The following is a 12284-nucleotide window of genomic DNA, read 5'->3' on the forward strand; positions in this document are numbered from 1 at the left end:
CCGCTGGCTTGTGGAGTCTATATTTATTCAAAAATAGGAAGTTGATCTAAGTTGTTGGATGGATCCCCATCCGCATCTCCACGAATATATGTTTCTCCATCTCTACCTTTAAATGCATTAACGCCGGCAATCGTTCCTGCCTGTACTTCCTGAAGGGCTTGTTCATATGCCAACACACGACCTGATGATGTCTGAAATGCCGTCAGATCACCATCTCCGTTCTTCTGTACTGCAACAAACTGTTCACGTTCTGATGTTCCCATATCGATCGCTCCTTTTGTTTCATATAATGACTTTCGGGGCATTCGAGTAGGTTACCCAGCATGTGATATTTTAATTCAAATTAAAGTTCTTTTTTCATGCGAACGTGTAGAATTCCCGCATCATCGAATGGTTCCTTCGAGATTACTTCATACCCCTGCTTCGCGTAAAAAGGTTCTGCTTGGCATTGCGCATCAAGAATGGAATAACGCAATCCAAGTTCCCTTGCTAGCTTCTCCATCGCAATGAGTAATACTCTACCGAAGCCCTTCGTGCGGTATTCTTTTGTAACGGCAATACGTTGCATTTTGGCGGTCTCTTCATTGTAGTAAATGATTCTACCCGTCGCGACATAATCCCCATTATCATAAATTAACACGTGATGCACATCAGGACTAATCTTATCATATTCGTCAATTTCAAGAGTTTCGGGTACCTGTTGTTCGTTCACAAATACCTTCTTTCGAATATTCAGTCCATACTGCAGCTGTTCCTCTGTGGTGACATGAATGATCTCTGCAGCCATTGTGTTACCTCACTTTCGTATCATCAATCTAGTCTATCTTCTAACCGAATTATTATACAAAAAAAACTTTTTGATGTATAGTTTTGATAATTGCACTGTTGTTCATATTCATCATAAAGGGGCCAAACATTTAATGAAAGCAACGATTATTATTGGTGTTATCATGACCGCTGTCCTCATTTACTCTTTCTTCTATGTCACCAAGAAAGGCTACTCCCGTAAATGGGATGAAGAGGAATAATCCAAGTACATACGAGTTAAGATTCATAAAAAAGCACAACAAAGCCCCTAAGACAAAGACCGTTCGTCAAAGGGGTTATTCAAGCTCTTTTCATTAATATGATGTTCATCGATCGTTTAGGGTGGAGAAATCTCATTCGTTGAGTATACCTGCTCGTTTACATCTTGAGAATATATATCCCGCATAACAGGCGTGGTAGAAGAGTCCATCCTTTGGATTTGATACGTGGACTTATCCTGCTCTATCGAGCACCCCACTAGAAGTACAAGTAGACACACTCCTGCTATCAAGCCAATTGTCTTGTTCCGCATTCGTGCCACTTCCTTTATTGGTTGATACTATATTCTCATTGTAGACGTTTTTACTTATTTTAAACCTGCAATGATTCTGAATGCTGGACAGTTCCTTCTCCGATTCTTTCTTCATTATCGTGGAATAGTTCCATTTCATCCACTGCGCATGCCATGTATTACTCTCAATAACATAAACACTACATCGACAATGTCCTTCCTTCGTCTCGGTGAATGTGTAATAACTTCAAACTCTTCTATTGGAACAATCACTTTTTGGAAACCACATAATTTGTAATTTCGCTACCACCATCATGAAATGTACAAAATCCATGTTACTCTAGCCTTTACACTCGTTTTAGGTAGGGTTTTCTTCGTCATTTCGGCTCCTTATTGTAAGAAATTGTGGGCTGAAATTACTTTATAATCATTCATCCTAGAGGTATAATTATCGTATTAACTGAATGAGGAAAAAAATGAAACAATCAGCTCTCCATCAATGGCATAAAGAACATAATAAACGAATAGCAGAATATCATATAAACCATGGAATGAATATACAACGCGGTGAAAATGGCTCCAGTTTGTTAGCTAGGTGGGAAAGATTTTTTTATAACAATGTCATTTCTCCTTTAAAGAATGTAAAATAATACCCATTGACTGAACTGTCCTCTTGGAACAGTTCATTTTTTTGTTTCGCAATTTGTGTCTACTGCGTTTTATCTTCGTACTGCTCATTAAGCTTTAGTCTTAAAAGTGATAGTGGTAGTAAACTCAACTTGAAATACTTCTCCACATTTTCCGCAATCCATCGGGAATTGACCTTCCATGTCCCCTGTTTCGATATAATCAAGACTATCCTCATGAATAAAATTACAATGCGGACATTCAATTAGTTTATCTTTCATCGTAAAGCCCTCCTTCGTATAATGTGTCTTATGCGTCATTGACCTTGCTATGTCTCGACCGAATATACTTAACGCAAGTGGGGGCCGTATCAGGGTATATCATCACAATGACATTCACACTCTTTGCAAATTTTTCAATTTCACACCCGAGAATCTGATATTTTGGCGTTACCGCATAATCTTTATCACAACTATCACAAGTAACTTGGTGGTCGCCTTCTGAGTTTGCTTGTCTCGGAAACTTAGTTAGGTTAGGCCATGGCCTACTGTGCCTCTGCTAGAGTAGATAAATCACTTGTCTAAGTAGAAGTAGACAGTTGGACTAGCTTAATTAGCTCTTTCATCCGTCATCTCTCCTTATACCCTATAATTTGGTATAATATATCCGAGGTGAAAATGATGAATGGTAAACTATTTGTTACTATAATGGTTATTGTTTTACTGATAATTGGCGCTTGTTCTTTATATATAGCCCAACTTATTAATTCCGTTTAATGCACTCTCCTGTGGTAGGTATGGGTTATATATTCAATACAGGGTGTAACCTACTCGCATAATCCATACTGACTGGAGCATAAAGGCATATCTTCGTACTTAATCACTTTTAATAGGTCCCGTTTCTTTCCATCATATGCAGTCTTTGACCATTCAATTTGGTTATTGATCCAAGCCCATCCTTATTTGCGTAAAATGATACTCCATTACGTTTTGAGACCTATTTAACGATCTCCTCTCAAAGAGCAATTCTTGCAACTTCTTTCCGGATATCTTCGGGCTATTTCAGCATTTTCCGCATTAATAGTGTTGATGCACGTCATACATCCTACATGTCCTTTGGCTTCTTTGTAGAGCGCATTAGATTCAATTCCTCGCTTATCGTACATCGCAAACACCTCTTTAACCTTCCAATTCACTAGCGGTCGCTAGATTCCATATCCCTCTGGAATTACTTCTCTAACAGGTGATTTCGCTCGCATAACTCTCTTGAGCTCTCACGCCTTACTTACTAAAGAAAACTAGGACACAAAGAATTAAGTATCATCAAAATGATACGCTTGGGACTTCTATCAATGATCTCTCAAAAGAGATTATAGTTCTGTATACGATGAACCAAGGAAGTGGAGATTATTAAATTGGGGAGCCATAATAGATGGCTTTAGACGCGACGAGCTTGTTGATCTGTAGTGGCCAGACGTAGAAATAAGTAGGAATAGTAATATGGCAAACCATATTACCATTCCTACCCATATAGATAGTGGAACCGCTACACAGAAAGACACGGTATGAAAAGAAAAAGATACGATTCCATGACTTACGGCATAGTTACGTCACCCTACTCATTGAAGCGAAAGCATCTATGAAAGGAATTCAAAAGAAAATGGGGCATGCCAAGGAGAAAACTACATCTAATATATATGCTCACGTCACAAAAAAACTCAGTAGAGATACTGCTGATAAATTTAATAAGTTCTCCCCGCAAAACATACAACAGCTGGATACTACAAAAAATCCCGTCCCCAATCCGTCCCCAAGTTCAAAATAAAAGGTAACTCAACCGTATTTTAAGACCTACAAAAACAAGAAAAACCCTTGATCTACAAGGGCTTTCGGAGATGATCTGTACTGGATTCGAACCAGTGACCCCTACCCTGTCAAGGTAGGTTTTGTCTTATAACTTATTAGTCCAAAGTCATTTTCATCCTTGTATATATAGGGTTTGTAGATTTTAATTATGTTCTGTTATGATGATTTGTTGTGAATTCGCGGCAAGTTTTGCGGCAGATTCGCGGCAATATTATATAGGGTTATTCGCCGCAAACAGCACGTCTTTTTACCAGTCATTTTGCTTGCAATCAGTTGCAACCTTTTTTGGTTAAAAAGTAACAAGGTCTTTCTTCGCCCTTACCGCCTTGATGTGAACTAAGAATGAAAAATTCCAACGGGCTCAAAGTTGAGCCGGTTAATACTTCCTCTTAACCTTTGATATTCCTCAATAAATTTTTTGATCCTTTCCGATCATCACTGCTACCATACAACTGTCTACCAGTAACCGCCCGCCTTGATTGATAACTTGTAGTTGGTTTTATAATTGCTTTTTTCGTTAATTACGCTTGTCCAACAAGGGAAGGCTTACCCTTCCACTAATTCATATTTGTTGCCTGTCATTATTTCGGTCCAAATAAGTTTGCACCGATCTGGAATATCAGTCTCGCTTAGTACAATTTCTACCTCTTCTCCATCAATAATCCTGAAATGAGAACGAGTTATAAATTTTTGTTCTTTCTTTCTCACCCTCATCCCTCCTAATTAATACGTTGGATTATTCTGCATATCCATAGTACTCGAACCTTAACCAATTTCGTTTAAATAACATTTATTGAACAAACCTTGAATTTTACGATTGGACTGTTAGCAAATTTTCAACTTTTACTCATAAGTAAATTATAATGCTTACCTTTTTAGATCCAGTTACTTAAAATTCAACTATCATTCTCAGATGCAAAAATTTTATTCAACCAATCTGCATGTTTGTATCCAAAAATTCTATCCTCCCCTGCCGTTAATGGGTCTAGCCAATCAGCTTTCTCCTTTGCCCAAGCAATATATGCCTGCAGACTTTGCTTTTCCTCATTATTTGCTGCTAAGTTAGATCTGATCATCTCTTCAATAAATTCCCTAATTATTTTAGCTGATTTATGATCCTGGGCCTTTTCTTCAAGCTCACTAGTTTTATTCAACTCATGCTCCTTGAGTTTCTGCAATTCATATTTTGCAATTCTTTTTTCTTCTCTGATTCTTTCTTGCTTATCGTGGTATTCATTAAATTTTTTTATATTATCAGCAGTTATAAATATCACTCCAATAATTTCGCCGATAATACTTTCTATTTTTCTCTTTGGTGTATCGTTCCACTTCTGCCGCGGTGCATGCCATGTATCTATAAAAAGTGTCAGTTCACCCGAATAAACATAGTCATACTCAGGAATCCAAGAATATCTCCCCTTTTCTGCGTCTAGCAATTCTTTTGCTGTTTTTATATGCTCTATCCTTTTCGTGTTCTCATTAATCTCAAATTTGACTTCTACTTTTTCAATAATCACATTAATAGCACTTTCAGTAATCTTTATTGTTCCCTCCCATTGTTCTACAGTTTTTAATATGGTATCAAGAATTATTAAGGCTCTCCCAAATTGTTCATCCGATGTTTTAATATACGACCTTCTAAATTTCTTCTTTTCTAATTTTTTTTTTGCTAGTATTTCTTGAATTAATAAATGAGGGTTTTCAAGTTTATCCGGAACGACTAAGATTGAACAGTATTCTTCAATATCATTATTTATGTAATCGCAAGATCGAAAATGTGAAAAATCCATTTTTTTATTTAATTTACGAATCCTATTAAAAAAACCATCATCATAAGAAACCACACTCGTATCAGCTCCAGTGTATTCGGGTAAACAAGGCTTATCTATTACTTTTCCTAAACGTAGTTGAAGCCAGTATCCGGGAGATGGAGTAGGAACATTCAATTTTTCGAGTTGTACTTTTATATCTTGATTAGATACACCATATTTTCCAGCAACTTTTGTCATTGGTTCATTCCATACTTCTTCAAACAAAGTAATGCGATTATATTCAATCACTCTCATAACAGATCTCCTCTTAATAATATAAATTATTGATAGAAGGCTTACCTTATATTTTTAGATTTTTTAAAAATAGCTTCACGTATTCTAATATTTCATGGTTAAGAAATCGTTTACCAAATATCCAATAATATTCCCATAAAACATCTCTCCTCATATTTTAATGCTACATAATTATTCGAGAAAAATTAATGATTTCCTGTATGGAATTTTAATTATTTGTCTTAAAATAGTATTTTAGATAACGTAAGCAAGCCTATTGGTGCCTAATGATAGAAGACCCGATTCCATGTTATAAGATTGATAACGTCCGCCGAATACGAAAAAAAGTTCCCGTATCGACGATGATCTAGATCTAATAAAGTCGTACATCGTTCATCCGCTTATCCTAACTACGTTTGAGAGGGATCATAAGATTATTAAAGACTTTGATATATTGAAGACTCCTGACCCTTACCTTGAAGTTATTGAACAAGCCATGGACTCAGTTACGAAAGATTTGGCGGTGATTAGAAAGGGTTTTAAGGATCGTGGAATAAAGGTCTATGATGGACACCAGATGACCAACGGCGTGCATGCAGAGTATCTGTGCAGGGGATATCACGGAAAGATGCATCTACAATGGGGACTAATCAAAGCAGAGGTATTTGTATTAATGAGGAAACACTTAGGGCTTGATGTGACTAAATATATACCTAACCCCGACATGCGAAGTAATTTCGCCGAAAAATGACCACTTTGGCGTTATACCTTTGTGGTATTTTAGTTGTCTTCTGGCTATAGATTCTAATAATAAAAACCAGAAAACGACTCTTTCCCCTCTATACAGTTTGCATGATAATAAATGATGGACAGTCTAATGGCACGTAGAACACCCTGCCATAACCACATCAAAAATACCCGTCAGTCCATTAGACTGACGGGTATAACGAAAGGAGGCATGAGTGAAGTATACCCAGATCGGCTAGAGTTTGTTACCAATAGGACGAACATAACCAAGGTTACTGCAGTAGAGGCTTACCGTAACCTCAGCAGTCTCTCCCGTAGTAATTCCTCAAATTTCAATGGAGTACACCTTACTATATGTGGAACTATAAAATAAAGATTGGGTTTAATGATAAAGAAGATTCAGCCCTTCCTGCCTCAGTGGTCTTTTTGTGCTCAGGAAAAATTTCCTTATCTATAACAAAAAAATACCCCACCTACCTATTAAGGTTGATGGGGTATTTTTACCGAGGTTTTCGGATTGCATAACGATGTTTCCGTATTTGTTAGGAGTAATATAATACACGTAGGGTAATTTGTAAATAGCTACTATCCGGTGCTAAGGAAAAGTTTTCTTACCAATAAAAAGGGCCTACCAACAGAACGCCTTAGTAATTATTACAAGCAAAATGAACAATACTAAAATTGCTCCAGTACTGCCAACTCCGCCAATTCCTCCATATCCTCCAATTCCACCAACTCCACCAATTCCTCCAACGCATCCACTCATAGTAATTCCTCCTTTTAATTAGAATACACCTTACTATATGGGTAAATATAAAATGAAGATTGGGTTTAATGGCAATGAAAATTAATCACCTTAACCCCGCGGTTTTTTAGCTCGGGTGCGAATAAGGAATTGGACCAAACCAAGCAATCTTAGAAGTCCAGTATTTACGGAGTTTATAGTGTAGACAAAAAAAGCCCCACCGTCCAATTATGGTTAGTGGAGTATTCAGCGATCACCCTTACACTTTCGCTGCTATAATTTCCTCGTATCTAATCCACTCATAGTCATCATCAAAACTTAGCTTAACTTGCTTCTCATACGAGTCACCCCATGTCACCATCCCACTTATAACTCGATTTTAGAAAACTCCAAACACATGAATTGTAACTGGCACGTGCTCCCGTATCGATTCGGAGGTTCGTTAATCAATGTAATTATTATCCTATGAAGGCTTTCCAAGCAGTACGAAGAATATGTTAACTAATAAAGAACGGAGGGATTGGATGAATGTGAAGGGTGAATTGCGTTTAGCCGTAGCAAGTAATCAGAAAGTCGCTGTAAGGTTGCATAATGGAGAGATAATTACCGGAGTGGCTGAAGAATTAACAACCTCTAATCGCTTGAAGATCAGAACAGAAGCAGGAACTATATGGATACCCATAGTAGATGTCGAGCATGTATCGAGGGTTATAAGTATGCTTCGTTAAATTAGGTCACGCCATAACTTACCACCTTCATTCAGCCTCGCAAAGAGATATAATTGGATGGAGGTGATTCTATGTTTATTTCCCCTATGTTGTTAGCTACGGCTCCTGAGCCATTCTCACATTCTGATTATATATTCGAACCAAAAATAGATGGACACCGTCTGATATACTCTCAACAATCCGGAGTTGTCCGGCTTTATACACGTCACAACAATGACTGCACACAGCAATATCCAGAGCTACACCTTCCATTTGACGATGACATTATACTTGATGGCGAAGTCGCTTGCGTGGATCCCTTGACTGGAGTATCTGACTTTGAATCAGTGATGAATCGGTTTCAGACGAGGAATAACGATAAGATACATGGACTCACAAACACTTTACCGGCCTATTATGCAATCTTTGATATCTTGCAGTATAAAGGGAAAGACCTTCGTGGACTACCTCTGATTAAGCGTAAGGAGATACTCGCGAGTATAGAAATGCCATCGCGTAGCTTTGGTATGGTCCCACATATTAACGGTGAGGGTAAGGCTCTCTTTGAACAGATCGAGAACCGTGGTATGAAGGGTGTTGTTGGAAAGCGCAAGAACGGCACGTATGAAACCGGACGCCGCTCTGACTCCTGGAAGAAGGTAATCAACTGGACACATGCCGAGGTTTTTATCACTGGTTATCGTAAACAAGAGTTCGGTTGGTTAGCTTCAATTCCGTCTGGGACATCTGGCAAGTTGCGTCCTGCAGGTATAATTGAGTTTGGAGTTAATCCCACTCATAAGAAAGCATTTCATGGGGTTGCCCCTCAACTGGTCACGGGAGAGAATAAGGATTTTGTATTTCTGAATCCTTTATTGAAGGCTAAGGTGCGTATGAGAAACTGGACCAAATCTGGTATGTTGAGGAGTCCGGTTTTTACGAAGTTTATTATATAAATAAAGAGAAAATATTTCTTCCACATAAATAGCAAAGACCACTTTGGCGTTATGCCTCGGTGGTCTTTTTGTATTCCAGGATATCCCCTACTCCAACCTCTAGAAACTCACTTAACATCTTCTTCCTTGATAAAGATATCACCATTCTGAATGATAACTTTGGTTTTCTCAGTAGTTTTCGTAGCGTCAGTAACTATTTCATCCTGACTGTAGTTTGCTTCAAACTGATTTTTTTTTGCAAACAGTCCACCTTGCGTTTGAATGAAATCAGGATGGTTAGAGTCCTCAAGCAATACAGCAGGAAGCCTCTCCCCTGTAGTGTGGCTAGGATCGAAAGAACCTACTTCCACTTCACTATTTTCAACAGAACTTCCTTGAGCATTAGATGTAATTACCCCACTAAATGCAATAGTACTGATTGTCAGAATAGCTACTCCGTAAGTCATTAATTTATTTCCCAAAGTGAATCACTTCCCTTCTTAAAACAATGTATGCCCATTACCACGTATTTTAAGGGCATTAGCTGTCTTATTTACAATAATCAAGTAAATAGGGTCACTTGCTGTGCCTTGAGGGACATTTGTAAATGACATCAGTTGTGCAGTTTCTGTTATATTACCAGGAATTTGAAATACAGTACTCCTTTTTGTTCCTGATTCGTTTGCAAATTGATATGTAACATTAGCTTTGTAAGTAGTACTATCACTGGTTTGGACTACTTGTAGAGGAACATTACCGTAGGTCTGAAGTGGGAGAAAGTCTGTAGTAATAAAATTATACAAATTATTATACGTATAGCTCATATTTCTACCATCGGTAGCTCTTTGTGATACATTAGTATGATTCTTTTGAGAATTGATATAATTAGAAATTGCACCAGATGCAAATAAATCATCGTTTGCATTAGGCCCTAAATCTATTGCAATTGAGGAATGCGACGTAGTCGCCGATGTACTGTTAGCTAACGGGGAAGTTAGATTTCCGCCATCAGCTGAAGCTACACCAGCGATAGATAGTACTAGTACGGATGACATTAGTAGTGAAACGATTTGTTTTTTCATTAAGTATAAGCCTCCAAGTAGATTGTATTTTATGGAACAATATATAAAACACTCCAAAATAGAAAAAGTTACACTATTTTAAAAATAATAATAGAGAACTTAAAAGATTCGGGCTTTTGAAAAACTCAAAGAACAGTTCTCGATTGGCATGGAATGCAATTTGGATTAACACGGGGCATCTGCCCCTATAGTTTCGAAGGAGGTTGTTGGGATGTTAGAACAAATCTTAAGACTGTTTGGTCTCCAAGAAGCTTTAGGAGCAGAACACACGAATCGGATGTTACAACATATGACGATAGATGAAGCATCACTATTTCTTGAGGGAAAGACTGTTAAAACTGAGGAACAAAATGAATAGTTATTTGTTCAAAAAAAAAAAAAATAGCCCTACCGACCGAAGTCAGTAGGGATTGGTTCATCCATTTTGTTTCTTCTGTCCTGAAGCTACTCGCAACTCATCTGCCAATCTACCAATCTCTTGTTTATCTGCGGCTGTCTTAGCTGCCCCCCATGCTGGCTTGAGATACTTATCAATGATTGCATTTGTATCTTCTTTTTTCATCTTTAGTTCTTCCTTTCCTAAACACTCTAATTCATCTTTAATCATAGGTAGAAAACTCTTCTTAGCAGAAGCAATTGTATTTCCATCTCCCCAGAAGTTTGTACCTGGACATGACTTGCTTGATTTACCTTGTGTATAATCATTTAGTCTTACACCCTTACTTGTATACCATGCATGATAGACGATATGATCCGTATCGATGGGTATCTTTAGTCTCTCTACTAAACAAGCGTATAAGTGGATTACCGCTTGCTTCTGTGCCACTGTAATCTTATCTACACCTTTATCAAAGTTTCCTATGATCTCAACACACAACATCCCTGTATTAGCCCCTGCCATACCTGCTGGAACCTTATTCAAGTCTCGATCCAAACTAATTGCAATCTTGCCATCTTCAAATACCGTAATGTTTTGACCGGTTGCAGACCATCCGTTTGTATTAATGTGATAGTCCCTCATACCTTCAAGGCAGGCAAAATGATCTTGTGTTGCAATCCCTTTAAGCATTTTCCTGGTAGTGTAATTTGGACTTGCCGTGTGATGAACCTGAAGTTTATTAATAACCCTCGTGATCTTCTGTTTACTTAACCAACTACGAAATTCAGCACAATCTAGTAATAAGAATTTACCTTTGGTGATCATTTCTGTTCGCCACCTTTTTGCTTGAAAATAGCTATGAACTCCCTGATCCAGTTAGGCAAAGGTAATCCAAGTCGCCCATAGTTTTCCGTGACTGATATAAGCTCGTTAGCAAGATAAAAATAAATAGATCCAATCATGATCACATCAGTGCCCATCAATACGTCTAGCCTGTGTGCCAGGATAACAACAAGAAGCATCAGTCCCTTCTTAGCCAATCCCCAAAACCCAACTTTACTGCTAAGCCCATTACCTTCCTTAATCGATGCAGCTAGACCTGTGACATAATCGATCACGATTGCAAGAAGGAAAACTGAAATTAATTCTGACCATCCCCCTAAAAGATAAGTCCCTACCGATCCTAAAAGAGCTATACCCCACTTCAATACCAAATCCAATCTATCCACTTCTTTTCCCCCTATTCAATATAAATAGCCCCCATATAGTTATGAGGGCAAAATAAAAACACCTTCCAGGTGCTATTGATGCTGCGTATAATCGTCCGAATGTCTTACAATGTGTTACGCTCCGTCCCCATTATTGTATCGGCTTCCTCTCGCGCAAGATGTCCAAGTGTTACGGCTTTTTCGATCTGCTCTACTGTTGCTTGATTGTTTACCCAATTTCGTAAGAATAAATTATATTTTGCTACTGACATATTACATACCTCCTAAGTATAGTTCCATGATTAATTCATCTTGCTCAAGTTGTGACTTTTTTAATGAGTCGTATTCTTCTCGTAACAATTCTATTGGGTCTTGAAGTGTGGGGCGATTCTCTAAATCTGATTTGAATTGTAGATACTCCGCTTCCGTCACTTCAATAATATCTGCATGTACGGGAATATCTTTTTGTAAAGTAATCGTATAGCAATAAGTATAATCCTCATCGTACAAAGCTGACGCACCCTTAAAGAGACTAATATCTAACCCTTTGTAATCACTAGGATAACTCGGATCGGTAGGATTAATGTTATTAATTCTGATGAATTTCACGCTCAACACCCCTTCAT

20 protein-coding genes are annotated in these 12284 nt (G+C 37.9%); 6 read left to right on the forward strand and 14 right to left on the reverse strand.

The annotated features are described in order from the left end of the window. Positions 1–23: 23 nt before the first annotated feature. The 3 genes from PBAT_RS10915 to PBAT_RS25255 all read right to left on the reverse strand — a co-directional run bounded on the left by PBAT_RS10915 (position 24) and on the right by PBAT_RS25255 (position 1454). Positions 24–263, reverse strand: coding sequence for a DUF3892 domain-containing protein (locus tag PBAT_RS10915; protein ID WP_068537595.1), 240 nt, complete (start codon positions 261–263; stop codon positions 24–26). 80 nt (positions 264–343) lie between these two features. Further along, positions 344–787, reverse strand: a complete 444-nt coding sequence (locus tag PBAT_RS10920; protein ID WP_068649406.1) for a GNAT family N-acetyltransferase — start codon at positions 785–787, stop codon at positions 344–346. A 472-nt stretch (positions 788–1259) separates the two neighbouring features. Next, positions 1260–1454 carry a hypothetical protein gene (locus tag PBAT_RS25255; RefSeq protein ID WP_149466372.1) on the reverse strand — a complete coding sequence of 65 codons (195 nt, stop codon included), beginning with the start codon at positions 1452–1454 and terminating at the stop codon, positions 1260–1262. A 340-nt stretch (positions 1455–1794) separates the two neighbouring features. On the opposite strand from PBAT_RS25255, the gene PBAT_RS25575 reads away from it, so the two are divergent. Then, entirely contained in the window at positions 1795–1968 is a 174-nt protein-coding gene (locus tag PBAT_RS25575) for a hypothetical protein (protein ID WP_169810104.1), read from the forward strand. An 87-nt stretch (positions 1969–2055) separates the two neighbouring features. On the opposite strand, the gene PBAT_RS25580 is transcribed toward PBAT_RS25575, so the two are convergent. Both PBAT_RS25580 and PBAT_RS24745 read right to left on the reverse strand, forming a co-directional pair. Further along, positions 2056–2226, reverse strand: a complete 171-nt coding sequence (locus PBAT_RS25580) for a hypothetical protein (protein WP_169810105.1) — start codon at positions 2224–2226, stop codon at positions 2056–2058. A 719-nt stretch (positions 2227–2945) separates the two neighbouring features. Beyond that, the gene (locus PBAT_RS24745; protein WP_276326550.1) at positions 2946–3140 is read right to left on the reverse strand and encodes a phosphoadenosine phosphosulfate reductase family protein; all 195 of its coding nucleotides are present in this window, start codon (positions 3138–3140) and stop codon (positions 2946–2948) included. Between the two features lie 341 nt (positions 3141–3481). On the opposite strand from PBAT_RS24745, the gene PBAT_RS24750 reads away from it, so the two are divergent. Further along, positions 3482–3769 carry a tyrosine-type recombinase/integrase gene (locus PBAT_RS24750; protein ID WP_169810106.1) on the forward strand — a complete coding sequence of 96 codons (288 nt, stop codon included), beginning with the start codon at positions 3482–3484 and terminating at the stop codon, positions 3767–3769. 587 nt (positions 3770–4356) lie between these two features. On the opposite strand, the gene PBAT_RS25585 is transcribed toward PBAT_RS24750, so the two are convergent. Beyond that, positions 4357–4518 carry a hypothetical protein gene (locus PBAT_RS25585; RefSeq protein ID WP_169810102.1) on the reverse strand — a complete coding sequence of 54 codons (162 nt, stop codon included), beginning with the start codon at positions 4516–4518 and terminating at the stop codon, positions 4357–4359. A 188-nt stretch (positions 4519–4706) separates the two neighbouring features. After that, positions 4707–5876 carry a hypothetical protein gene (locus tag PBAT_RS10930; RefSeq protein ID WP_068649410.1) on the reverse strand — a complete coding sequence of 390 codons (1170 nt, stop codon included), beginning with the start codon at positions 5874–5876 and terminating at the stop codon, positions 4707–4709. 334 nt (positions 5877–6210) lie between these two features. Between PBAT_RS10930 and PBAT_RS10935 the strand changes: the two genes are divergently transcribed. Next, positions 6211–6606 carry a YhjD family protein gene (locus tag PBAT_RS10935; protein WP_476739346.1) on the forward strand — a complete coding sequence of 132 codons (396 nt, stop codon included), beginning with the start codon at positions 6211–6213 and terminating at the stop codon, positions 6604–6606. A 624-nt stretch (positions 6607–7230) separates the two neighbouring features. Here PBAT_RS10935 and PBAT_RS25590 read toward each other — a convergent pair. Continuing rightward, the gene (locus PBAT_RS25590) at positions 7231–7368 is read right to left on the reverse strand and encodes a hypothetical protein (protein WP_169810107.1); all 138 of its coding nucleotides are present in this window, start codon (positions 7366–7368) and stop codon (positions 7231–7233) included. Positions 7369–7871: 503 nt separating this feature from the next. Between PBAT_RS25590 and PBAT_RS10940 the strand changes: the two genes are divergently transcribed. Then, positions 7872–8075: a hypothetical protein gene (locus PBAT_RS10940; protein WP_068649412.1), complete on the forward strand. Its 204-nt coding sequence runs from the start codon at positions 7872–7874 to the stop codon at positions 8073–8075. Between the two features lie 71 nt (positions 8076–8146). Continuing rightward, a complete protein-coding gene (locus tag PBAT_RS10945) occupies positions 8147–9010 on the forward strand; it encodes an ATP-dependent DNA ligase (RefSeq protein WP_068649413.1) in 864 nt (287 codons plus the stop codon). A 107-nt stretch (positions 9011–9117) separates the two neighbouring features. On the opposite strand, the gene PBAT_RS10950 is transcribed toward PBAT_RS10945, so the two are convergent. Both PBAT_RS10950 and PBAT_RS10955 read right to left on the reverse strand, forming a co-directional pair. Continuing rightward, positions 9118–9456, reverse strand: a complete 339-nt coding sequence (locus tag PBAT_RS10950) for a hypothetical protein (RefSeq protein ID WP_149466373.1) — start codon at positions 9454–9456, stop codon at positions 9118–9120. A gap of 33 nt (positions 9457–9489) precedes the next feature. Beyond that, on the reverse strand, positions 9490–10071 hold the full coding sequence (locus tag PBAT_RS10955) for a hypothetical protein (RefSeq protein WP_068649416.1): 582 nt from the start codon (positions 10069–10071) through the stop codon (positions 9490–9492). Between the two features lie 211 nt (positions 10072–10282). Between PBAT_RS10955 and PBAT_RS25260 the strand changes: the two genes are divergently transcribed. Beyond that, positions 10283–10429 (forward strand): hypothetical protein, encoded by a 147-nt coding sequence (locus tag PBAT_RS25260; protein WP_157091314.1) that lies wholly within the window; start codon positions 10283–10285, stop codon positions 10427–10429. Between the two features lie 57 nt (positions 10430–10486). On the opposite strand, the gene PBAT_RS10960 is transcribed toward PBAT_RS25260, so the two are convergent. The 4 genes from PBAT_RS10960 to PBAT_RS10970 all read right to left on the reverse strand — a co-directional run bounded on the left by PBAT_RS10960 (position 10487) and on the right by PBAT_RS10970 (position 12267). Next, complete coding sequence (locus PBAT_RS10960; RefSeq protein ID WP_068649418.1) at positions 10487–11275, reverse strand: peptidoglycan recognition protein family protein; 789 nt, start codon at positions 11273–11275, stop codon at positions 10487–10489. Further along, positions 11272–11679 carry a phage holin family protein gene (locus PBAT_RS10965; protein WP_420848755.1) on the reverse strand — a complete coding sequence of 136 codons (408 nt, stop codon included), beginning with the start codon at positions 11677–11679 and terminating at the stop codon, positions 11272–11274. The genes PBAT_RS10960 and PBAT_RS10965 overlap by 4 nt, the downstream gene beginning before the upstream one ends. A 104-nt stretch (positions 11680–11783) precedes the next feature. After that, on the reverse strand, positions 11784–11930 hold the full coding sequence (locus tag PBAT_RS25265) for a hypothetical protein (RefSeq protein WP_157091315.1): 147 nt from the start codon (positions 11928–11930) through the stop codon (positions 11784–11786). A 1-nt stretch (position 11931) separates the two neighbouring features. After that, the gene (locus PBAT_RS10970; RefSeq protein ID WP_068649420.1) at positions 11932–12267 is read right to left on the reverse strand and encodes a hypothetical protein; all 336 of its coding nucleotides are present in this window, start codon (positions 12265–12267) and stop codon (positions 11932–11934) included. Positions 12268–12284 lie beyond the last annotated feature (17 nt).

The organism is Paenibacillus antarcticus, assembly GCF_001637225.1.
Lineage (GTDB): Bacteria > Bacillota > Bacilli > Paenibacillales > Paenibacillaceae > Paenibacillus_AQ > Paenibacillus_AQ antarcticus.